17 protein-coding genes and 1 pseudogene are annotated in these 22,207 nt (G+C 69.1%); 8 read left to right on the plus strand and 10 right to left on the minus strand.

The window, feature by feature from the left end; translation table 11 throughout:
• The first annotated feature begins 12 nt into the window (after positions 1-12).
• Entirely contained in the window at positions 13-1,650 is a 1,638-nt protein-coding gene (locus OG509_RS38175) for a flavin monoamine oxidase family protein (protein WP_406187154.1), read from the plus strand.
• Between the two features lie 686 nt (positions 1,651-2,336).
• On the opposite strand, the gene OG509_RS38180 is transcribed toward OG509_RS38175, so the two are convergent.
• Complete coding sequence (locus tag OG509_RS38180; RefSeq protein ID WP_406187155.1) at positions 2,337-3,974, minus strand: carboxylesterase/lipase family protein; 1,638 nt, start codon at positions 3,972-3,974, stop codon at positions 2,337-2,339.
• Positions 3,975-4,099: 125 nt separating this feature from the next.
• On the opposite strand from OG509_RS38180, the gene OG509_RS38185 reads away from it, so the two are divergent.
• Positions 4,100-5,101 carry a MerR family transcriptional regulator gene (locus OG509_RS38185; RefSeq protein WP_406187156.1) on the plus strand — a complete coding sequence of 334 codons (1,002 nt, stop codon included), beginning with the start codon at positions 4,100-4,102 and terminating at the stop codon, positions 5,099-5,101.
• 126 nt (positions 5,102-5,227) lie between these two features.
• Here OG509_RS38185 and OG509_RS38190 read toward each other — a convergent pair whose 3' ends face one another.
• The 6 genes from OG509_RS38190 to OG509_RS38215 all read right to left on the minus strand — a co-directional run bounded on the left by OG509_RS38190 (position 5,228) and on the right by OG509_RS38215 (position 11,698).
• Positions 5,228-5,812, minus strand: coding sequence for an RBBP9/YdeN family alpha/beta hydrolase (locus tag OG509_RS38190; protein WP_406187157.1), 585 nt, complete (start codon positions 5,810-5,812; stop codon positions 5,228-5,230).
• Positions 5,809-7,092, minus strand: a complete 1,284-nt coding sequence (locus OG509_RS38195) for an MFS transporter (RefSeq protein ID WP_406187159.1) — start codon at positions 7,090-7,092, stop codon at positions 5,809-5,811. The genes OG509_RS38190 and OG509_RS38195 overlap by 4 nt, the downstream gene beginning before the upstream one ends.
• 105 nt (positions 7,093-7,197) lie before the next feature.
• Entirely contained in the window at positions 7,198-8,112 is a 915-nt protein-coding gene (locus OG509_RS38200) for a TauD/TfdA dioxygenase family protein (protein WP_406187160.1), read from the minus strand.
• A gap of 48 nt (positions 8,113-8,160) precedes the next feature.
• Positions 8,161-9,135, minus strand: a complete 975-nt coding sequence (locus tag OG509_RS38205) for a quinone oxidoreductase family protein (RefSeq protein ID WP_406187161.1) — start codon at positions 9,133-9,135, stop codon at positions 8,161-8,163.
• Between the two features lie 158 nt (positions 9,136-9,293).
• Positions 9,294-10,346 (minus strand): 3-keto-5-aminohexanoate cleavage protein, encoded by a 1,053-nt coding sequence (locus tag OG509_RS38210; RefSeq protein WP_406187162.1) that lies wholly within the window; start codon positions 10,344-10,346, stop codon positions 9,294-9,296.
• A gap of 329 nt (positions 10,347-10,675) precedes the next feature.
• The gene (locus OG509_RS38215; protein ID WP_406187163.1) at positions 10,676-11,698 is read right to left on the minus strand and encodes an AraC family transcriptional regulator ligand-binding domain-containing protein; all 1,023 of its coding nucleotides are present in this window, start codon (positions 11,696-11,698) and stop codon (positions 10,676-10,678) included.
• A gap of 356 nt (positions 11,699-12,054) precedes the next feature.
• Between OG509_RS38215 and OG509_RS38220 the strand changes: the two genes are divergently transcribed.
• Positions 12,055-13,548 carry a long-chain-fatty-acid--CoA ligase gene (locus tag OG509_RS38220; RefSeq protein ID WP_406187164.1) on the plus strand — a complete coding sequence of 498 codons (1,494 nt, stop codon included), beginning with the start codon at positions 12,055-12,057 and terminating at the stop codon, positions 13,546-13,548.
• A gap of 198 nt (positions 13,549-13,746) precedes the next feature.
• On the opposite strand, the gene OG509_RS38225 is transcribed toward OG509_RS38220, so the two are convergent.
• On the minus strand, positions 13,747-14,685 hold the full coding sequence (locus OG509_RS38225; protein ID WP_406187166.1) for a glycoside hydrolase family 16 protein: 939 nt from the start codon (positions 14,683-14,685) through the stop codon (positions 13,747-13,749).
• Positions 14,686-15,062: 377 nt separating this feature from the next.
• Here OG509_RS38225 and OG509_RS38230 point away from each other — a divergent pair, with 377 nt between their 5' ends.
• From OG509_RS38230 to OG509_RS38245, 4 genes and pseudogenes are all read left to right on the plus strand, one after another.
• Positions 15,063-15,515, plus strand: coding sequence for a hypothetical protein (locus OG509_RS38230; protein ID WP_406187167.1), 453 nt, complete (start codon positions 15,063-15,065; stop codon positions 15,513-15,515).
• A 94-nt stretch (positions 15,516-15,609) separates the two neighbouring features.
• On the plus strand, positions 15,610-17,697 hold the full coding sequence (locus OG509_RS38235; protein ID WP_406187825.1) for a bifunctional polysaccharide deacetylase/glycosyltransferase family 2 protein: 2,088 nt from the start codon (positions 15,610-15,612) through the stop codon (positions 17,695-17,697).
• A 2-nt stretch (positions 17,698-17,699) separates the two neighbouring features.
• On the plus strand, positions 17,700-18,953 hold the full coding sequence (locus OG509_RS38240; RefSeq protein WP_406187168.1) for an acyltransferase: 1,254 nt from the start codon (positions 17,700-17,702) through the stop codon (positions 18,951-18,953).
• 58 nt (positions 18,954-19,011) lie between these two features.
• A pseudogene (locus OG509_RS38245) lies at positions 19,012-19,136 on the plus strand (AAA family ATPase); the annotation flags it as partial.
• Between the two features lie 7 nt (positions 19,137-19,143).
• Here the strand turns inward: OG509_RS38245 and OG509_RS38250 are convergent.
• Positions 19,144-19,788 (minus strand): dihydrofolate reductase family protein, encoded by a 645-nt coding sequence (locus OG509_RS38250; protein ID WP_406187169.1) that lies wholly within the window; start codon positions 19,786-19,788, stop codon positions 19,144-19,146.
• Between the two features lie 248 nt (positions 19,789-20,036).
• Here OG509_RS38250 and OG509_RS38255 point away from each other — a divergent pair, with 248 nt between their 5' ends.
• Entirely contained in the window at positions 20,037-20,345 is a 309-nt protein-coding gene (locus OG509_RS38255) for a contact-dependent growth inhibition system immunity protein (protein WP_406187827.1), read from the plus strand.
• Positions 20,346-20,693: 348 nt separating this feature from the next.
• Here the strand turns inward: OG509_RS38255 and OG509_RS38260 are convergent, their stop codons facing one another.
• Positions 20,694-22,118 carry a cellulase family glycosylhydrolase gene (locus OG509_RS38260; protein ID WP_406187170.1) on the minus strand — a complete coding sequence of 475 codons (1,425 nt, stop codon included), beginning with the start codon at positions 22,116-22,118 and terminating at the stop codon, positions 20,694-20,696.
• Between the last annotated feature and the right edge of the window lie 89 nt (positions 22,119-22,207).

Consider the following 22,207-nt stretch of genomic DNA (forward strand, 5'->3'; position numbering starts at 1 on the left):
GGAGCCACCGCCATGGCACGTACGCCCCTGATGCACGCGCTCCGTCGGCTCGCCGCCGAACACGCCGCCGCCCGCCGGCTCGGCTTGCCCGTCGCCGAGGTCCGCGGCTCCACCCGCCGCCAGCTCATAGGACGGGCCGCCGCCCTCGGGCTCGGCACCGCCTTCGCCTCGGCGGCGGGGGCTTCCGCGAGCGCCCACGCCGTGGAAGCCCTCCCCGAGAAGAAGCCTGTCGCCCCCGCCCGGGTGGCCGTCGTAGGCGCCGGCATCTCGGGGCTGACCGCCGCCCTCACCCTCAAGGACGCGGGCGTCGACGGCACGCTCTACGAAGCCAACCCGAGCCGTGTCGGCGGCCGGATGTGGAGCCAGCGCTCCCTCTGGGCCTACGGCCAGACCTCCGAGATCGGCGGCGAGCTGATCGACACCAGCCACAAGAAGATCCTGGAGCTGTGCCGCCGCTTCAGCCTGCCGACCGAGGACTTCCTCGGCGGCGGACCGAACGGAGCCGAGGAAGTCCTGTGGTTCAACGGCACCTACTACTCGCGCACTCAGGCCGACGTTGACTTCAACGCCGTTTACCAGGCACTGCACCGCGACCTCCAGGACGCCGGCGAGGTCTCCTGGAACTCGACGACCCCTGCGGGCACCGCCCTCGACAACATGACCCTGTACGAGTGGATCGAGACCCGAATCCCCGGCGGTCACGGCTCGCAGCTCGGCCGCTTCATCGACGTGGCGTACAACGTCGAGTACGGGGCCGACACCGATCAGCAGTCCGCCCTCGCGCTCGTCCTGCTGATGGGCTACCAGCCGAATCCCGGCAACTTCAACGTCTGGGGCCTGTCCAACGAGCGCTACCACATCGTCGGCGGCAACGACCAGCTGCCGAACGCCATCGCCAAGGCCCTGCCCGCCGGATCGCTCGTAATGGGACGTGAACTGGTCGCCGTCCGCGTCGCGGCCGACGGCACCCAGACGCTGACCTTCAACGACGCCGGCGCCACCCGGACGGTCGTAGCCGACCACACGATCCTGTGCCTGCCGCTGCCGATCCTCCAGCGGATCGACATCACAGGTGCCGGCTTCGACCCACTGATGAAGAACTTGCTGCGAGATGCCCGCATGGGCTATTGCACCAAGCTCAACATGCAGTTCACCAGCCGCCCCTGGCGCGGCACCGGCCCCTGGCCCGGGGTTTCCTCCGGGGACTGCTTCACCGACCTCGACGTCCAGCAGACCTGGGACACCACGAAGGTCCAGCCGGGCAACGGAGGCATCCTGCTCCAGTACGGCGGTGGGACCCTGGCCGGCTCGCTCACTCCGGGGAGCCCCTTCGCCACCGACTCCGACCCCTACGTACGCACCCTCGCGGGCCGGATGCTCACCGGGATCGACCGCTTCTTCCCCGGCACCAAGGCGGCCTGGACCGGGCGGGCGCAGCTGTCGGCCTGGCATCGCAATCCGTACTCGCTCGGCGCGTACTCGTACTGGCCGACGGGCTACCTGCACAAGTACGCGAAGTACGAGGGTACCGCGCAGGGCCGGATCCACATCGGCGGCGAGCACTGCAGCTACGACTTCCAAGGGTTCATGGAAGGCGGGGCCACCGAGGGGGAGCGGGCGGCGAAGGAGGTGATCACCGCCCTGAGCTGACCTCGACCGACCCTGCCGGGTACCGCGCCGGTGCTCCACGCCCGGACGTCGGCGCGGACGGCTCAGCCGGCCGCGGGGGCCGCTCCAGCCGGTCGGAGACGCTCTCGCCAGTGCTGCGGCGTCCAGCGGGGAGCACTCGATCCGTACACGGCTTCTGAGGCCCGGGCGAGCACCTCGATCCGGCGGTAGCTCGCGGCGGGGACCAGGCCCTCAGGCAGCTGTCGGCGGCTGCGACCAGATCGGGAGACCGGTCCTGGACCAGGGTCACGCCGGGTCTGCAGGTGCAGCCGACCACAGGGTCCGGCAGGGGTGGAGAGAATCGCACGGCGGCCGTGAAGGCGGGACGCCCCGAGGGCGCACCTGGTCAGGGAGGGCAGCTTTCAGAATGCACGTGTTCGGCTCGGATGTGCCGTTCACCCAAGGCCGGGTTCCGGCGAGCTCGCCCCCTGCGTGGATCCTGAACTCGTGATTCGCGGGAGGGACCGCCGCGGGCCCGCATCCATGCATGTCGCAGCTGATCGGCGGCGGCACGACGCTGGGAACCGACAGGGCACAGGCCCGCGGCGAACTGGGCGCGACGCGGCCCGAGGCGTCCGAATCCGCCGAACTGACCCGGGCGGCCCGGTGGCTGACGGGACCGATCGACTTCTGCGCCGGGGCCGTCCTGCCCCTGTACGCGCAGAGGCTCACTGAGGCAGGCGGTCCCAGAACGAGCAGTGGTGTGCGGAATACGCATCGACGGGGTGGATTCCGCCTGCTCCGGGAGCCAACGACTGCACCGACCGCGCGAGAGGTGACGAAGGGCGGAGGAGAGGCCAGAGCGGTGCGTCGGAGGCGTTCGGGTTGCCGGTGTGCGCGAAGTTCGTCCAGTAGTCGACCATCCGGTCCGACAGGGCGCGCTGGGCGTCGGTCAGCGGTCGCTCGGTGGGGAGGGAGGAGAACAGGAACGGCATCTCGAAGCCGTGCGCCGCACCGTAGGGGAAGCCCGGGTTCGCCGGTAGACCGGTGAGGACAGGAGCATCCGGATCGCTGAATTCGTAGCCGTAGAGGGGTAGGCCAGGGGCATCAGCGGCGATGGCTCGCCCGGCCGCCAGTGTGGTGCATGCGAGGGATCGATCGGTCAGCACCGTGGCCCAGGCCAGTGCGGGCGTGGGGTGGTGTGCTGCCGGATACTGCGCCTCGACGGCCGGGGCAGCGAGCCCGAAGGCATCCACCAGACGGGCGCGGTAGTCGCTTTCGGTGCGGATCGGGAACGCGGCGAGCGTCAGGCCGACGAACATCCGCATCTCATCGTGGTTGGTGCCCAGGATGACCGGCACGCGGTGGAAGCGTCCCGATGCCAATGCCTGGGCCGGTGCCACGGGCAGCAGCGTGTTGCCGAAGGCGGGCCGGTTGAAGGACTGCATCAGCTGCGCGGTGGCGAGGCGATCCGTGCTCTGCCCGCGCAGGCATGCCAGCACCTCGGCTCCGCCGTCCGCTGGGCAGCCCAGTTGCCGGGCGGCTTCTGCACCGGCCGTCTGGACATCGCGCTGTGAGGCGAACGGCTCGTACGCCGGTGTCCCGGGTCCGAGGGCGCCGCGCGGGAAGGACATGAGGCAGGAACCGCTCTGGAGTACGGCCCGCTGGAAGAGTCCGACGGCCGTCGGCGAGGTGAGGTGTGCACAGATGCTGAGGGCGCCTGCGGACTCACCGAACAGCGTGACACTGCGCGGATCACCGCCGAAGCGCTCCGCGTTCGCCCGCACCCAGCGCAGGGCGGCCTGCTGGTCCGCCAGGCCGAACGGTGGGGCGGAGCCCAGCCCGGGGTGGCCGAAGTAACCGAAGATCCCCAACCGGTAGTTGACCGTGACGACGACCGTGTCACCCCGGACCGCCAGCTGTTCGGCGCTGTAGTCGCTGCCGGAACCGCCCAGGAATGCACCGCCGTGCATCCACACCAGCACGGGCCGCTTCTGTCCGGCCGGCTTTGGCGTCGGCGCGGTGACGTTGAGGTAGAGGCAGTCCTCCGATCCGAGGACCGCGCTCGTACCTGGTGTCGGCATCTGCACGCAGCGTTCAGCTGCCTTCGTCGCATCCCGGACACCGCGCCACGTGTCGGCGGGCACCGGCGCGCGCCAGCGCAGCGGTCCGGTCGGCGGCGCAGCGTAGGGAATGCCGTCGAAGGTGGTGTACGAGCCGTGTGACACGCCGCGTACCAGGCCGTGGTCGGTTCGTACGACGGTACCGTTCTGCTTCGCGGAATGCGGGGAACCGGGTTGTGCGGCGGCCGCCGGCACGGCGGTGGCGGTGAGCAGTGCCACCGTGCAGAGCACGGGGAAGAGCACCCCGCGGATCCTGGCTCTTCGGCATGGAGGCGGTGCTGTCATGGTCGGGGACATACGTACCACCGTTCTTGGTCGGGGGACGGGATCGGAAGGGCCGCACGAGGCCGCTCGGGCCGCAACGAGGCATGAGCGGCGGGAGGCTGGTGCGGACCGGCCCGGTCAGTGCTCAATACGCTAGGACCTCCCGCGCGCTGGAGGTTCAAGAGGCTGTGACGCAAGACACGTGGAGCATCGGTGAACTCGCGGCCGGAACGGAGGTTCCGGTGAAGACCCTCCGCTACTACTCCGACAGCGGTCTGCTGCCCGTGGCGGGCCGAAGCGCCGGTGGTCATCGGCGCTACGGTCCTGAGGCGTGGGAGCGGATCCGTCTCATCAGACGCCTACGGGCGCTGGACACCCCGATCGCGACCATCACCCAGGTGGTCACCGGTGAGTGCTCCCTTGGTGAACTGGTGGCAACCGAGCTCGAAGTGGTGCAGGAACGACTGACCGAACTGCGGTGGCGCCAGGCCACGCTCAAGTCCCTGGACGAATGCACGAGCGAGGAGCGGCTCCGGCGTCTGGAGATCCTCTCCCGCGTGCAGCGGCTCCCACAGGCGCACCGCACTCTCACCGATCACTGGTATCGCGAGCTGTCCGCGGCCATGCCCAAGCGCCGACTCGACATCATGATCGCCATGCTGTCACCCGCCCCACCGCAGGACCCCGATCCCGCTTCGGCCCTGGCCTACGCAGAGCTTCATCTCCTCATCGCCACGCCCAGTTTCACCCGCTGGACTCAGGACCACGACGAAGAGATGAGGGACGCCCCGGCCTTCTACGGGGAGATCGACGATGCTGCCGTTCTGACGGCCGCCGCTCTGGCCCAGGGTCTCCCGCCCAGCGCCGGGGATGCGGTGAACGCGTTCGTATCCGCCCACGCGCGAGCCCGGCGGGAGTCGGACACCCCCGCCTTCCGCGAATACCTGCACGGGCTGGTGTCGAAGTCATCCGGCTTCGACCCCCGCCTGGAACGGTATTGGGCCCTCGTCGGCACCGCCACCGGCGGGCGCGTGCTGAACATGACGGTGGCTCATCGATGGCTGACCGACGGACTGTCGATCTCGATAGCCGAGAATGGGCCTTAGGCGTCGAGGGGCCCGAGCTCCAAGACGAGCCACGAGGGCGGGCGCGCTGACCTGCGCGTTTTCTGGCGCTCTAGGTTTCCATGTGACCAGGTGGAGTCCTGCGACTCGCAGGGGCTGCACCGGGGATCAGCCGTGTTCGAGTGCGCGGAGCAGTTCTTCCGCGCGAGGCCACGGGCCATGGCCGGAGGCGGGGTTGAGGTGGCCGACAGCACCGAGTTCCACGAGACGGCCGCCCCAGTTCCGGGCCGGCTCGGCGACTCGCTCGACAGCGCCCAGCGGGTCGTTCGAGCTGGCCGCGACGATGCTGGGGAAGGGCAGCGGCGAGCGGGACACCGGGATCCAGCCGTTCTCGTCGATCACCTCGGGGGTGGGGTAGCCCTCCGGCAACGGCTGCTCGAAGTCCGGCGGCGTCACCAGCAGCGCCCCCTGCACCTGCACCTGCGCCGGGTGCCGCCGGGACCAGTGGACGGCGATGACAACGCCGGCGCTGTGGGCGACGAGTACGACGGGCCCCGCGATCTGCACCATCACCTTGTCCAGTGCGGCGACGCGGGCTTCGCAGCTCAGCCGGTCCTGCGTCAGCGGGGGAACGGTGCGGACGCTGCGCCCGGCCTCGGTCAGCCGGTCCGCCAGCAGGGTTTGCCAGTGCTCGTCGACGTGGTCGCGCAAGCCGGGGACGATCACGACAACCGGCTCGGTGGTACCGCTCATGAGGGCACCTCCGTCTTCTGCGGCTCCGCCTCCGGGGCGACCCCGGTCAGGCGGCGTAGATCACGGTCGTAGGAGTGGCGGCCGATCAGGAAAGCCGCGGTGGCCGCGATCGCCACGAGCGGGACGAGCCGGAGAGCGCCGAGCAGACCGAGCCGGTCCGCGAGCATTCCGGTGACCGCGGGGCCGGGGGCCAGTCCGAGCAGGCTCTGGGCCAGCGTGAGCGTGGCGAACGCGGTCGCGGCGATGGCCGCGGGGGTCAGGTTCGCCACCATGGCGGCCCCCGGCCCGGCCGTTCCGGCGCACAGCAGGGCTCCCAGCGCCAGCACCAGCAGTTGTACGGGACCGGCCGGCAGGCGCAACGCGGTCATCAGCAGGACGAGGGAGCCGACGCTGCAGCTGATGGCGACGGCCCACTTGCGGATCGGGACGCGTCGGCTGATCCGGTCCGAGGCGATGCCTCCGGCGATCATGCCGATTCCGATCAGCAGGGCGAAGAGCCCGGCCGTCGAGCCGGCCTTCGCGGTGGGCATGTCGTAGTAGCGGTTGAAGTAGCTGGGCAGCCAGGCGATCAGGGCGCCCGCGATGAACAGCTGGAGACCGCTGCCGATGTAGGCGCTGACCACCGAGACGGAGGAGAACAGCCGCGGGAGGAGAACGCGGAGACGGTCGCGTTCATCCGGGCCGACCCCGTCCTCCGCCGGATCCTGCCGCGGGGCCAGTCGCTTCTCCGTGACCACCACGGCGTAGATGCCCGCGAGCACCAGGCCGAAGACGCCCATCACGCCGAACGCCCAGCGCCAGCCGTACGCCTGGGCCACGGCGCCGCCGACGGATATGCCCAGGACCGAGCCGAAGGCCCCGCCGGCGATGAAGGCCCCCGAGAGCGTCGCCCGCAGGGCTCGCGGGAAGACGCTGAGGACCACGGCGATGCCGACACTGCCGTACGCGGCCTCGCCGACGCCGACGAAGAGCCGGCCGGTGAACATCTGGTCGTAGCTCGCCGCCACCGCGCAGCCCAGGGTTGCCAGGCTCCACATCGTGGCCGCGAAGACCAGGGACCTCACCCTGCCCCATCGGTCGGCCAGCAGCGAGAGCGGGAGGGTGAGCAGACCGACCGCCAGCGCCACGATGCCGCTGAGGGAGCCCAGTTGGGCGTCCGAGAGCAGCCAGTCGGCCTTCAGCATCGGGAAGACGACGTTGAGGACCTGCCGGGACATGTAGTCCGAGAGCAGGAGTCCGAAACTCAGTGCAAAGACCACCCAGGCGTAGCGCCGGGACACGGGCCACTCCGAGGAACCGGAAACGGTTCTGCCCGGGGCGGGTTCCGCGGTGGTGAGAAACCCCATTGTCATCACCTCAACTGCTCTTGGCGGAAAAGGAAAGGGTCAGAACGGTCTGTCGCCGATGATTCCGGCGCGCTCCATCCTGCGGACGGCGGGCCAGTAGTCCTGGACCGCGTAGTGCTGGGTGGAGCGGTTGTCCCAGATGGCGACGCTGTTCGGCGTCCAGCGCCAGCGCACCTGGTACTCGGGGACGGCGGCCTGACTGATCAGGTAGTTCAGCAGGAGGCCCGCGCCGGGGGCGTAGTCCGTCCCGAAGCGCACGTTCTCAGGGGTGTGGTAGTTGACGAAGTGCGTGGTGAAGGCATTGACGAAGAGGATCTGTTCGCCCGTCTCGGGGTGGGTGCGCACCACCGGGTGCTCGGCGTCGGGGAACTGCGCCCTGAGCGCGTGACGTTTTTCCTGCGGCATGACGGCGCCGAAGGTGGCTTCGATGCTGTGCCGGGCCCGCAGCCCCTGGATCTGGTTCTTGATGTGCTCCGGCAGCCGGCGGTGTGCCTCGGCCATGTTGACCCAGATCGTGTCACCGCCCACCGGGGGTGACTCGATGCAGCGCAGCACGGCGCCCATGGACGGGTTCTCGCGCCAGGTGCCGTCGGTGTGCAGCGCGTTCTCGTATTGCTCGGGCGGGCTGTCCAGGTCCTTGTAGATCCGTACCAGGCCGGGGTTGTCGGGGTCACTGCCGGCGACCGGGTGGGACTCCAGCGGGCCGAAGCGCTCGGCGAAGGCGACGTGTTCGGCCCGTGTGATGTCCTGGTCCCGCAGGAACAGCACCTTGTACTGCACGAGCAGGGCTTTGATCTCGGCGAACAGCTCGTTGTCGCGCAAGGCGTCGCCGAGGTGCACTCCGGAGAGTTCGGCGCCGATGGTGCAGGTCAGCGGCTCGACCTTGATCGAGCCGCGGGAGTGGGCGCGTACCGACGCGGGCGCGCCTTCCGGCGAAGCGACAGTCTTTTCCATGGTGCTTCCTCCTGGAGAGGGTGGAGATGCGCGTGATCCGGCAGGGGCTCAGAGGACGAAGACGGACGATCCCGTGGTCCGTCCCGACTCCAGCTCACGGTGTGCCCGTACGGCGTCGGCGAGCGCGTAGCGCTGGTTGATCTCGATGGAGATGCGTCCGGAGGCGACGTGGTCGAAGAGCTCGCCCGCCAGTGCTGCCCGCTCCGCAGGGTCGGCTATGTAGTCGGCGAGTGCGGGACGGGTGACGAACAGGGAGCCGCTGACCGCCAGTTGCATGGCGTCGATGGGCGGGACCGGGCCGGACGCCGTACCGAAGCAGACCAGCAGACCGCGGCGCCGCAGCGAGGCCAGCGAGGCGGCGTAGGTGGACCTGCCGATGCTGTCGAAGGCGACCGGGACGCCGGCACCGTCCGTCAGTTCGCGGACCCGCTCGGCCACGTTCTCGCGCTGGTAGTGGATGACGTGGTCGCAGCCATGGGCGCGGGCGAGCTCGGCCTTCTCCTCGGTGGAGACGGTGCCGATGACGGTCAGCCCGAGCAGCTTGGCCCACTGACAGACGATCAGGCCGACGCCTCCCGCCGCCGCGGTCAGCAGGATGGTGTCCCCGGCCTTCAACGGGTGGATCCTGCGCAACAGGTAGGCAGAGGTGAGGCCGCGCATGGTCATCGCGGCTGCGGTCTCGAAGGATATGCCGTCGGGCAGCCGGATCAGGGAACCGGCGGGCATGACCCGCTCGGTGCTGTAGGCACCGAGCGGGCTTCCGGTGTACGTGACCCGGTCGCCCTCGGCGATGTGGGTGACGCCTTCGCCCACCGCCTGGACCACTCCCGCGGCCTCGACGCCCAGTCCGGCGGGCAGAGGCGCGGGATACAGGCCGCTGCGGAAGTAGGTGTCGGCGAAGTTGAGTCCGACGGCTTGGTGCCGGATCCGTACCTCGCCCGGGCCGGGGTCGCCGACGACGACCTCTTCCCGGCGCAGGACGTCGGGACCGCCGGTCTCCTTGAAGCGAATGGCGTGAGCCATGGGTGTGCTCCGTTGTTCGGGGGAGGTGGGGAGAGGAGGAAGGGGCCGCCGGTACCCGCCGGTGCAGACCCGGCAGCCCCGTGGGTTCGCGGGGACCTGCAGACATACGGGCGTACGGACGCGTGGACGCGCGGCGCCGCGGTGGTCCCGTGCGGCGATCAGACGAGGCGCAGCATGGAGCCGCGCTGACCGGGACGGCGGTTCGGCACCATGCCGAGACGGGCCAGCGTCTCGTCGGCCCCGGAGTAGTACTCGCCGAGCTTGTAGATCTTCTTGGCCTCGGCGCCGGTCGCGATGTCGCGGCCGAGCGCCTCGGAGATCTGCACCATCTGCTCGATCTGCTCCACGGTCGTCATGCGCTCGCCCTTGCGCCGCCACAGATTGTCCTCGTTGCCCACGCGCACGTGCACACCGAGCGCGATGCCGATGGCGTTCATCGGCGCCACGGCGCGCATGGAACTCTCGATGGTGAGGACGGCCCCGTCCGGGGTGCGACGGACGAACTCGATCAGGTCTGCCGGGTGCCGGCCCGCGAAACCGCCGCCGATGGCCACGTAGTTGAGGATCAGCGGGCCGGTGTGGACCCCGGCTCGGATGAGCCGCTCCACGGTTTCGAGCTGAGCCAGCGTGGCGAGCTGGAAGTGCGGCTGGATGCCGTTCGCGCGCAGGCGCTCCAGGTGCTCCAGGTAGAAATCGGGGCCCGCCTCGACGACCATGTCGCGGTAGGCCTTGTAGTACTCGGGCTTCGCGATCGAGGTGCCTGCCAGGTCGTCGTCGGTCATGACCTCGACGATGTTCATCTGGCTGGTGTTGATCGCGATCGTCACCTGGTCCGGCGCGGGGTCGAGGTCGGCCAGCAGGTGACGGGTGTCGTAGCTCAGCCACTTGGCCTCGCTGCCCTCGTCTTCCGGAGCGAACGAGATCGAGCCGCCGATCTGCAGGACCATGTCCGGCACGGCCTGACGCAGTCGGCCCAGCAGCTCGTTGAACATGGACATCCGCTTGGAGCCCTTGCCGTCGAGCTCTCGCACGTGGATGTGGAGCACGGTGGCCCCGGCGTTGTAGCAGTCCACGGCCGCCTGTACGTGCTCGTCCATCGTCAAGGGGAGGTCCTCGGCGTCCCCGGGCAGCCACTCCGGCCCGTAGGGAGCGGCCTGGATCACCAGCTTCTCCTGGTTCTCCGGGAAAAGTGAGTCGTCGTGAAAATGCACGGTCCGTCTCCTTCGTGCGATCGGTGATCACTCGCCGGAAGCTCGCCGCGTGTGGTGCAGGGGCGGCGATGTCCGGCGAGGAGGGATGCGGGTCACCGGGGGACAGCGGGTGCATGGTGGCCCTCGTACGATCGACCGGTCCGGAGGAAGCGTGCATAGGAGCCCGCTCCCTCCGGTGGCCGACCGCGTCTCTGCGGTGGTGCCAAGGTAGGGGCGGGCAAGGGCGATCGCTTGACTGTCCGGGACAGATAATTTGTCATTTGGGGACATCGTGTAAGCCGTGCCGAGTGAGCCACCCGGCGTGGCCGGGCCCGACGCGCCTTGTGGTGTCAGTCCTGGCCGGGGAGCTGGTGTCGGCTCCTGGCGATGCGCCATGCCCTGGGGCTGCACCCGAACTGCTCGTGGAACCAGCGCGAGAAGCCGCTCAGCGACGAGAAGCCCAGCAGATCGGAGATCTCCGTGAGTGAGCGGCGCGGGTTCGCGACGAACTGCTCCGCGAGGTGCCTGCGGGTGGCGCCCAGGAGCGAGGAGAACGTCTCGCCCGAGGAGGCCAGGTGCCGGTGGACGGTCCGCCGGTCGACACCCAGGCTGCGGGCGACCTGCTCGATCGAGCAGCGCCCCGTCGGCAGCAGGACCTCGATCAGCTCGCGCACCCGGTCAGCGGCTGTGGTGTCCCTGGGCACCGTGATCGCCTCGAAGTACTGGTGGGCGTACTCGCGCAGCAGCGGATCGGCCATCGCGTTGGGTGCGTCGAGATCGCCCGCGTAGAAGACGATGCCGTCGAACTCGCGGTCGAACTCCACGATGGGGCCGAACGTGCGCCGGTGCGTCGAGAGGTCCGCCGGCGCAAGGTGCCTGAACCACACGGAGAGCGGCTGCCACCGGGTGTGCAGGAAGTCGCGCAGGATTCGGTGGTAGGCGGCGATGGCCAGCTCAGTTGCCTGCCGGGTGCCCATTGCTTCACCGAGACGCAGGTCGACCTTCAACGTGGCCAGCCCGTCCCCCTCGGACAGCCGGGTGTCCAGGACCTCGTTGTACATGTGCTGGTGGCGGATCAACAGCCCCAGTGCGCTCCGCACATCGGGTTCCTCGCGGACGACCAGACTGATGGGGCCGAGGTTGGAGAAGCGCCGGAACTCCGCCATGCGCACTCCGAAGTCCTCGTGACCCGAAGCGGCCGCCGACAGCTCCAGCACCTGGACCACGGCGGCGCCGGAGATCCACCGGTCCTGGACCGCGAGGGCGGCGGTGTCCAGGCCCACGTGCTTCATCAGCGGTTGAGGGTCGATACCGAGCGAGCGGCACAGCTCGACGTAGCCGCTGAGGGCTGCGGTGCGGACGAGGGGCCTCATGTGCACGCTCCAAGACTGTCCCGAAAAGAAAAGTCTCATGTCACGCCAGGGCAAGCGCGGCGATGGGTGGGCAACCTAGCATGGCGCCGTGAACGGTGGGACGGACGCGGGTGAGCCGCGGCACGCGCCCTGCTCGGGCCCGTCGCCGTGGCGGAACACCCACACGATCACGCACGCGCGAGCCGACTTCGAGGACCACGACCGGCCCGAACCCGAGCGCCATCCAATTGCGGCCCTGGTCGGCCCAGCCGCTCCGTCCCGGTACCGGCCGTTCCCGCGACGGACACCCTTCGTGACGTGATCCGCCCTCGGGCTGCCTCGGCGCAGACCGAGACGAACGCAAGGAGATTGCCCACATGGCCAACCTCGCCACGTTCCTCGTGCACTCCGCCGCGGCCCAGGGTGATCGCATCGCCATCCGCCACGACGACAGCACGCTCACCTACGCCCAGTTGGACGACGCGAGCGCCAGGGTCGCCGCCCTCCTGCGCGACCGGGGCGTCCAGCCCGGCGACCGCATAGCGCTGACCATGCCCAATGTGCCGCTGTTCCCGGTCGTCTACTACGGCATCCTGCGGGTCGGGGGCGTGGTCGTGCCGATGAATCCGCTCCTCAAGGCCCGTGAGGTGGCCTTCACCCTGCTCGACTGCGGGGCACGGATGGTGCTGGTGTTCCCTCTGTTCGCGGACGAGGTCGCCAAGGCCGCCGCCGCGACCGGAACCGAATGCCTGGTGACGGAGCCGCTGGATTTCAACGGCATGCTGCGGGCCCACGAACCGATGCCCGGCATCGTAGAGCGTACCGATGGCGACTTGGCCCTCATCCTCTACACCTCGGGCACGACCGGCACACCGAAGGGGGCCGCACTGTCCCACCGGAACCTGGCCACCAACACCGCCACCGCGGCCGAGACGCTGCTCCAGGTCGGACCTGACGACGTGCTCTTCGGCGGCCTGCCCCTCTTCCACGCCTTCGGCCAGACCTGCGCGCTCAACACGGCCGTCGCCGCCGGCGCCACACTGACCCTGTTGCCGCGGTTTGAGCCGCAGCGCGCCCTGGAGATCATGGCCCGCGACGGGGTCACCGTGTTCCTCGGGGTGCCGACGATGTACGCGGCGCTGCTCCATGCCGAGCTCCCCGAAGGCTTCGACGGCCGCGGGCTCCGCCTCGCCGTCTCGGGCGGCGCCTCGCTTCCGGTCGAGGTGCTGCACGGCTTCGAGCGGCGCTTCGGCGCCACCGTCCTGGAGGGATACGGCCTCTCCGAGACCTCACCGGTCGCCGCCTTCAACCACCCCGACCGTCCGCGTAAGGCGGGCTCGATCGGACAGCCCGTCCGCGGAGTCGTGATGAAGCTCGTCGCCGAGGACGGCGGCGCGGTGCCCCCGGGCGAGGTCGGCGAGATCGCGATCCGCGGTGAGAACCTCATGACGGGCTACTGGAACCGCCCCGAGGAGACGGCGGAGGCGGTCCGCGACGGATGGTTCCACAGCGGTGATCTGGCCCGCGTCGACGAGGACGGCTTCTACTTCATCGTCGACCGGAAGAAAGACCTGATCATCCGCAGTGGCTACAACGTATACCCGCGAGAAGTCGAGGAGGTCCTGTACGAGCACCCGGCCGTCGCCGAAGCCGCCGTCGTGGGCGTGCCGCACTCGTTCCACGGCGAGGAGATCGCAGCGGTGATCACCCTGCGGCCCGGTGCCCGGGCCACGGCCGAGGAGATCCGGGACCACGTCAAGGAGCGGGTGGCGGCGTACAAGTACCCCCGGATCGTCACGTTCGCGGCCGAGCTCCCCAAGGGCCCCACAGGCAAGATCCTCAAGCGCGAGATCGTGGTCCCCGGTCGGTGAAAGAAGAGGAACGGCATCTCGATGCCGTGCGCCGCACTGTAGGGCAAGCCCGGGTTCGTCGGCAGACCGGTGAGGACAGGAGTCTCCGGATCCGTGAACTCGTAGCCGTAGAGGGGAAGTCAGGCTACCAGGGTGGCGCAATGTGAGGGGTCGGCCGATCGCAGGAACGGTTCGCGGCCGCCGACGTACGGGCAGGGGTCAGGACTTCGGCACGGTGTTGATGTAGTCGGTACCGGCACTGTAGAAGCCGTCCACCGTTTTCTGGACATCCGCCTGGGAAACAGCCTCGCCGGCCTTGTAGTAGAACCAGTTGACCTTCATGTCCCAGGTGCGCGTAACACCGTTGAAGGGAATGTCGATCAGCCAGTTGCTGAAGTGGATGTCCATCTTCTCGCGCGGCACGTACTTCCCGGAGCTGGTGAACAGCTCCTTTCCGTCAAGGGAGTAGGTTACCTTTCCGTTCATGGCGGTGATCATCATGATGTGCCAGCCCTCAAGGTGTTGCTTGAGCGCGTGAGTTACCCGGTCCGGCGGATCGGCCTTGTACCAACTCGTGGTGTCGAGTTGCGGACCCACCGAACCCCAGCCGCCGTTCGGCATGTACTCGTAGTCGAGTTCGCTGTAGTTCGTCGAGGAGTCCGAGGCGGAAATCGGGTAGAAGGTCTCGACGACGTGGTCGCCGTTGCGACCACTCGTGGGCTTGTCGCTGAGGTGGACCCGAGCGGCGAAGGTGCCCGTGAAGAGGGCGGTACCGGTGCTCTGCACCTCGACCTGCTTGGTGCCCTGCTTGGTGCCGTCGGTGGAGGCCTGCAGCCGCAGGACCCTGCCCCCCTGGGCGGTCGTGTCGGAGGGGAAGCCGGCACCGGCGGTGGACCAGGTGTCCTTGATCCCCGGGCCACCCCCACCGGTACGGACCTCCCAGCCGTGGGCGGCGAGCGAGGGGTCGTCGGGGCCGCTGTAGTGGAAGTCGTCGAACAGGGTTCCCGGCGGTCCGGACGGGGTCGGCGAGGCACTGGGGGCGGGCGCGGCGGCATCGTCGCCGGGGCCGCCGGAACACGCGGCGAGTACGCACAGGAGGGCAGGCAGGGTGAGCGCGGTCCACGCGCGGCGACGATGGGTGCGGCGGGGCTGGCTCACACGGGCTCCTTGGGGCGTAAAGGCGGTACCCGGACACGCCCTTTGCATGAGGATCAACGGCTGATCACATGAGGGGGTCATCTTAAGGTTCAAGGCGACCATCGGAGTGACCATAGCCAGCTCCGTCATCGCCGTCCCGGCGAAACGGCTCCGGCTGAATACGCGCCGATCAGCGCCCGGCGACCGTGGGGGCGGTCCTACTGGTCGGTACCGGCAATTGGTATTCCGATCCGATTACGACGCCTGAGCAGATCGCGCCAAATGCGTACATCGAGCCCAAGTCGATTCAGGCCTGTGCACTAGCGTTCGCCCTGCCTGCGATCTCGCGGTCTAGGTACTGCAATGAAGGCAATGAAAGGCAACGCAAGGTGCGCTCAGTGATCAATTCCGTCGAACGCGGATCGGCGCACCTGGCACAACCTGAAATTTCCGAGTCGGGCTTTGAGGAGCCTGCTCCCGCACCGATATTCGTCGACCGGTCGGGTCTGCGCGGGCGGCTGCTGCGGGGCTTCGGCTGGCCGGTCTCTGTGGTCGGCGCGATCCTGGCGGTCGCCATGGGCAGCAGCCTGATCGGTGTGCAGGCGGACGCCCCGGCGATGGGCATACCTGCGCAGCCCACGTGGGCGCCGGCCCCGTCGCCCTCACACGCGCCGTCGCTGTCGCCCACCCCGTCGCCCGTGCCGTCTTCGCCTCGGACGGCCAGGCGATCTGCCACACCCCAGACGAAGACCTCGGCCACCACGGCGAAGCTCACGGCCACCACGGCGAAGCCCACGACCACCGCGCCGCACGGGGCAAAGCCTTCGGCCAAACCGGCCAAGCGCCCCTGATCGCCCGCACCACCCATCTCCAGGAGCGTCATTGTCCCGCCACCAGCGCCGCCGGCAGTCCCTGCTGAGGCCGCGCCGACTGGCCGCGCCGCCGCTGCGCTTCTTCATGCCGCTGTCCCTGCTGGCTTGCCTGCTTGCGCTCCTCGTCCTGCGAGGCCTGGCGACGAACGAGGCGTTCCACGACTCCCGGATCGCGATCTCGGTCGACAAGACGACGGTGCCGGCCAACCTGCTCAAGGGTGGTCCGGTCATCGACGCGCGTGGCTCCAAGAACGCGAAGCCCGTGAGCTATCACATCCCCGATCACACTGCGGTTCTGAGTTTCGACGACGGTCCCTCGCCGCAGTGGACTCCGAAGATCCTGGAGGTGCTCGCGGCCCGCAAGGTCCGTGCGGACTTCTTCGTGACCGGCGCCATGACCACGCGCAACCCGGAGCTGATCCGGCAGATCGTCGCGGGCGGCCACGAACTCGGCGTACACACCTTCACCCACCCCGATCTGGTGTACCAGTCCCACGCCCGGATCAGCTGGGAGATGGCGCAGACGCAGCTGGCGCTGGCCGGCGTCGCGGGTGTCCACAGCGCGCTGTTCCGCCCGCCGTACTCCTCCGACGCCTCGGCGCTGGACGACTGGAACTACCCGGTGATCAAGTACGTGGGCGCGCGCGGCTACCTCACCGCGTTCATCGACCGCGACACCGACGACTGGAAGCGTCCCGGAGTCGAGGCGATCGTCAAGGCGGCGATGCCGTCCAAGCCGGGTGCGGGCGAGCTGATCCTGCTGCACGACGCGGGTGGCGACCGCACCCAGACCATCACCGCGCTCGGGCAGATCATCGACAAGCTGCAGGCCCAGGGCTACCGCTTCACCACCATCTCCGAGGCACTCGGCGCCTCCAGCGCCACCGTGCCGGTGCAAGGATTCCAGCTGTGGGCGGGCAAGGGATTCATCTGGGCCACCCACGTCGCCGTGCTCACCCTGCCGGTGCTGGTCGGGCTGCTGGCCGTCGTCGGCTTCCTCAACTTCGGCCGGTTCGCGCTGATGCTCGTTCTCGCACCGATCCACGCCCGCCGCTCCAAGCGGCGGGACGCCTGGGGACCGCCCGTCACCGAGCCGGTCACCGTACTGGTCCCGGCCTACAACGAGCGAGAGTGCATAGCCAACACCCTCGACTCCCTGGCCGCCAGTGACCATCCGATCGAGGTGATCGTCATCGACGACGGCTCCACGGACGGCACCGCGGACATCGTCGAGGAGATGGACCTGCCGTTCGTCCGGTTGATCCGCCAGGTCAACGGCGGCAAGTCCAGCGCGCTCAACACCGGTGTCGCGGCCGCCTCGCACGACATCATCGTGATGATGGACGGCGACACCGTCTTCGAGCCGTCCACCGTGCGCGAGCTGGTCCAGCCCTTCGGCGACCCGGCGATCGGCGCGGTCGCGGGCAACGCCAAGGTCGGCAACCGGGAGAGCCTGATCGGCGCCTGGCAGCACATCGAGTACGTCCTCGGCCACAACCTGGACCGCCGGATGTACGACATGCTGGGTGTCATCCCGACCATCCCCGGCGCGGTCGGTGCCTTCCGCAAGGAGGCCCTGCAGCGGGTCGGCGGGATGAGCGACGACACCCTCGCCGAGGACACCGACATCACCATCGCGGTGCTCTGCGACGGCTGGCGGATCGTCTACGCCGAGCACGCCCGCGCCTGGACCGAGGCTCCCGCCAGCCTCCAGCAGCTCTGGTCCCAGCGGTACCGCTGGAGCTACGGCAGCATGCAGGCGATGTGGAAGCACCGCGGCGCGGTGACCTCCCGCGGCCCGGCCGGGCGCTTCGGCCGACTCGGATTGCCGCTCGTCGTGCTGTTCGGCGTGGTCGCCCCGCTGCTGGCACCGCTGGTCGACCTGTTCCTGCTGTACGGCGTGCTGTTCGGGGACGCCCCGATCACCCTCACCAGCTGGGGCGGCTTCATCCTGCTCCAGGCCGCACTGTCCTGGTACGCCTTCCGGCTCGACCGCGAGAAGCCCTGGCATCTGATCAGCCTGCCGATCCAGCAACTGGTCTACCGGCAGCTGATGTACATCGTCCTGTTGCAGTCCGCGATCACGGCGATGACCGGCGGCCGACTGCGCTGGCAGAAGCTCCGGCGCACCGGCGAGGTCGCTGTACCGGTGGAGGCCTGACCATGACTGCATCCGTCGACCTCGGGCGCACCCAGGACACCGTCCAGTTGAGAGTCCCCGCCGTACTGCGACAGGAGCGGGCGCCGGAGCCGGAGGCACCGTCCACACGCAAGGGCGGCCGGGACCGCTATCTCGACCTGCTGCGCGCGCTGGCGCTGGTTCGCGTGGTGTTCTACCACAACTTCGGCTGGTTCTGGCTGCCCCTCGCTTTCCCGTCGATGGGCGTGATGTTCGCGCTGGCCGGCTCGCTGATGGCCCGCTCGCTCAGCCGTCCCGCTCTCGGCGTGATCCGCGGCCGACTGCGCCGGCTGCTGCCGCCGATGTGGCTGTTCGGCGCCGTCATGATCGCCCTCCAGATCCTCGACGGCTGGGGCCCCCACTCCGACGGCCACCCCACCTGGTGGTGGACCAAGCTGGCGTTCTGGATCCTGCCGCTGAGCACTCCGCCGTACGCGGACGACCTGCCCGGTTTCCACCACCACGTGGAACACGTCTGGGCCGCGCAGATCACCGTCCCGCTCTGGTACCTCCGGGCCTACCTTTGGTACGTCCTGCTCTCACCGCTGATGCTCCGGGCACTGCGACGGTTTCCGGTGGTGACGCTGTTCACGCCCCTGGCACTGACGATCGTCATGAACACGTTCTTCGCCGACCAGGAATTCATCTACAGCCGGGTTTGGGAGACCGTCAACGACTTCACCATGTTCGGCTCCTGCTGGATCCTCGGCATGGCCCACCAGGAGGGGCTGCTCAAGAAGATCCCGCAGTACGTACTGCCGTCCATCGCGCCGCTGATCATGGTGGCCGGCCTCTGGTACCTGCAGACCCGGCCGGTCGATCCGACCGAACCGACCGACATCGAGTCCTGGCCGATCGCCCAGGCCCTGTGGTCCCTCGGCTTCGTTGCCATCCTGCTCCACGTCAGCCCGTCCTGGGAGCGGTGGCCCAGGCCGCTGGAACGGTGGAACGGCCTGGTCAGCCTGCTCAACGCACGCGCTGTCAGCGTCTACCTCTGGCACGAGACCGCGCTGGTGGTCGCCGTCCCGCTGATCGACCCCCTCTGGAGCGTCCACTTCATCTACAAGAACCTCCAGTGGCTGTTGGCCAGCCCATGGTTCACGCTGCTGGTGGCGATCCCGCTGCTCGGCCTGCTGGTGCTGACCTTCGGCTGGGTCGAGGACGTGGCCGCCAAACGGTCACCACGGCTCTTGCCGTACCCGCGCCGTCGACGGGGCAGGCGCCGGGCCGCGGACTGACGGCGGCCGCGGCTGGATCCAGGGGCCGTTTCGGAGTGATCCGAAACGGCCCCTGGTCGGCGGGTGGACAGAGTTCCTCACCGATCCACGCCTCTGCGCGGCCGTCGTCGACAGCCTCACCTTCAACGACACATCATCGAGACCGGCACCAACTCCTACCGGCTCGTCTCAGGGCCGCCCTGAGGAGGAGTCACTTTCGCCAGAGCAGGTGGTGCGTCACCCCGCTCGGACTGGGAATGACCTCCAGGTGGAACCGTTCGCGCAGCTCATCGGGGGATTCCCAGAGCCGTAGTCCGGACCCGAGCTTCACCGGCGAGACCGCCACGTGCAGGGTGTCGACGAGGTCGGCGTCGAGGAACTGTCGGATGGTGGTAACCCCGCCGCCGAGTCGGACGTCCTTGCCCTGCGCCGCCTCCCGGGCCTGTTCGAGGATCGTGGCCGGGTCGCCATCGACGAAGTGGAACGTGGTGTCGGACAGCGTGAGCGACGGACGCTTGTGGTGGGTCAGGACGAACACCGGGGTGCGGAACGGGGGCTCGTCACCCCACCAGCCCTGCCACTCATGGTCCTGCCAGGGCCCGCGCTGGGGACCGAACTTGTTGCGGCCCATGATCTCGGCGCCGATGTTGCGTGCGTAGTCCCGCGTGAAGTAGTCGTCCAGGCCCCGGCTCCCCCCGGGGTCGGTGCGCATGGGCCAGCTCGCCGTGGCACCGGCCCAGGCGAACAACCTTTCGGGCTCGACATGGCCGAACGGCCTCTCAAGGGTCTGGTCCTCACCGGCACCGATCCCGTCACTCGAGACGCTGAAGTTCTGGACTCTCAGTAGCTGCACCACGTGCTCCTCCTGTGTTGTCGACAACGATGGTGAGACTTGCCGGGCCGGGAAAACTCATCGCCGCGTCCGTGATCGGTCAGAGACTGGGCTACCCAGCGTCCCGAGCTGTGAGGCTCGCCCATTCGGGGAGGCCCCTGTGGTGACGGCGTCCGTCCCTCCGTGGTCCTTCACCGTCTGCTCGGTCATGGAGGAGGCTGAATCAGCTGGCACAGAGACCTGAGCCGCAGACGCTTTGCCTGCGCATTCCGCTGGGCGAACTCGGCCCGGCGGATCTGCGAACCCTCATCTCGCAGCAGGTCGCGCTGGCGTACGTCCTTCCGCTGGCCGTGCGCTTGCTGCTCGAGGAGCCGCTGCTCGACGCCTACTTCTACGCGGGTGACCTCCTGCTCGCCACCGCCAACGCCCCCGCTGTGGCCTGGTCCCTGCTGCCCGACCTCGCCGCGCGGCTCCGTGCCGTGATCACGGCATTGCCGGAGGAAGTCGTGGCAGGCCTGCCCGGCCGCGCCGCCGAGGAACTCGCCCGATTCGTCGCGCGGGCCGAATCGCTTCGTTCATGAAGGCGCGGTGAAGGAATCCCCGTCCCCGCTCTTGAGGATCAAGGCGGAGGTCATGACGGCGATCGTAGGGCCCTCCGTCGGTGGGCGCTCACGTCGGCCTGCCGCGGCGGCCCTCACCCTACAGAACGGCCGCCGACCGTGTTGAACGCCGTCATTGGCGACGGCCAGGCACCGGGACCGGGCCGGATACGGCCAGTTGATCGATCGTAAACGGCAATCGCTCGCGGTTCCGGCCATCCACGTGGCGAGGGGTGCGGCCTCGTCGTCGGCGTGCTGGTGGTGGCCCCGGTGTTCTCGGGAACGGTTGATGCGGAACCGCGGGCCGCGGCCGCGAGCGATTCGGGTGGGCTACCTCGGGCTGATCGTGACCTTGTAGGTGGCTCCGGCCCTGCCGTGGGTACTCACGGTGACGGTCTGGGCGTGGCCGTCCCAACTGGCCTTGCTGCCTTGGATATCGACGCGGTAGCCGCCTGGGTACGTGTCTCTCGGCACGGTGATCTGGGTGGGGCCCTCGGCGTTTTCGCGGGTGCGGAAGGTGAGCGTGTAGGTGCGTGTGGCCGGGTCGTACGCGAACGCCAGCGGGTCGCCCGCCACGGCCCGCGCGTACGGCTGGACGAGCAGCCGGGCGTTGGGCTTCGCGGCGCCCGTCTGGTCCAGGAAGCAGTAGCCGCCGCCCCGGCACCACTGCCACCACGTCCAGCCGCTGGAGAAGCGGTCCATGGAGGCGGTCATGTCGGTGACGAACTGGCTCGCGTGCGGAACGTAGGGGTTGCCGCCCCACTCCCCGACGATCACCGGCATGCGGTTACGGGTCGGGTAGTCGCTGATCGCGGCCTCGTAGGCGGGGACGAACGTGCCGTTGGGGTCGTAGTCGGAGCCGGTTTCCATCGCCGTCTCGTAGAAGTGCGGCGCGTAGCCGGCGTGCGGGTCGTCGATGCGGCCAATGCGGGTGGGGACGCCGAGACCGACGATGACGGTGGGTTCGACGAAGACCCACGACGCGTGGTCGACCAAGCGGATCGCCCGGGCAAGGCGGTTCCACAGTTCCGTGAGCTCGGTGGCCTCGAAGCGGGCCGCGGCGGTGGGGAGGTCCTCGCCTTCGAGGAACTTCGCGAACGGCTCGTTCATCAGGTCGTAGCCGAGCAGCGCCGGGTGCCTGCCCAGGGCGGAGGCGACCGTCATCCACATGCGGGCGTGCGCGGCGCGGAGGTCGGCGTCCTTGTACAGGTGGTCGAAGGCGGTCTGTACGGAGGGCTCGAAGTATTCGGAGAACCAGTCGTCGGGTATCGGCGTGAACGGCAACCCCTCGTCGCGGGTGGCCCAGTCGGGGACGCCGCGAGAGCCGAAGTGGGGCCCGTACACGTCCTGGTGGGCGTCGAGGATGACCTTGATGTGGTAACGGTCGGCCCAGTCGAGGATGCGTCGCATCTTGGAGAGGTAGCCGCGGTCGTAGTGCCCGGGGCTGGGTTCGAGGTCGTCCCAGAAGAACGCGAGACGCGCAAGGTTGAAGCCCCGGGCGGCCATGCCTTCGAGGTCGCTCTCGTGGATGTCGGCGAACGCGTTGGTGCCTCGATTGCTCTTGTCGGCGAGGTTGAATCCGCGCCACTGGAGCGCGCGGCCTTGGCCGTCGGCGATGAAGGTACGGTCACCGACCGTGACCCGGTCGGGGGAGCGGCCGGGCCGGGCTTGAGCCTGCGCGGGGAGGACGCCGAGCAGGAGGGCGGCCATGGCCACGGCGAGGGTGACGGGGGCGACGCGGGAGGTCAAGCGCATGCAGGAGACCCCTTCGAGGGTGGCTGCTCGGACAGCGTGCTACTGGCCGGTCGGATGTTACTGGCGAGTGGGTCAACTTCCCAGCAGTG

This window comes from Streptomyces sp. NBC_01006, assembly GCF_045162725.1.
Taxonomy (GTDB): Bacteria; Actinomycetota; Actinomycetes; order Streptomycetales; family Streptomycetaceae; genus Streptomyces.

Excerpts from the sequence above, each read along its gene's own strand:
- OG509_RS38175 (WP_406187154.1), top strand. The coding sequence starts at position 13 with ATGGCACGTACGCCCCTGATGCACGCGCTCCGTCGGCTCGCCGCCGAA.
- OG509_RS38185 (WP_406187156.1), top strand. The coding sequence starts at position 4,100 with ATGAGCGGCGGGAGGCTGGTGCGGACCGGCCCGGTCAGTGCTCAATAC.
- OG509_RS38190 (WP_406187157.1), bottom strand. The coding sequence starts at position 5,812 with ATGAGCGGTACCACCGAGCCGGTTGTCGTGATCGTCCCCGGCTTGCGC.
- OG509_RS38200 (WP_406187160.1), bottom strand. The coding sequence starts at position 8,112 with ATGGAAAAGACTGTCGCTTCGCCGGAAGGCGCGCCCGCGTCGGTACGC.
- OG509_RS38205 (WP_406187161.1), bottom strand. The coding sequence starts at position 9,135 with ATGGCTCACGCCATTCGCTTCAAGGAGACCGGCGGTCCCGACGTCCTG.
- OG509_RS38215 (WP_406187163.1), bottom strand. The coding sequence starts at position 11,698 with ATGAGGCCCCTCGTCCGCACCGCAGCCCTCAGCGGCTACGTCGAGCTG.
- OG509_RS38220 (WP_406187164.1), top strand. The coding sequence starts at position 12,055 with ATGGCCAACCTCGCCACGTTCCTCGTGCACTCCGCCGCGGCCCAGGGT.
- OG509_RS38240 (WP_406187168.1), top strand. The coding sequence starts at position 17,700 with ATGACTGCATCCGTCGACCTCGGGCGCACCCAGGACACCGTCCAGTTG.
- OG509_RS38260 (WP_406187170.1), bottom strand. The coding sequence starts at position 22,118 with ATGCGCTTGACCTCCCGCGTCGCCCCCGTCACCCTCGCCGTGGCCATG.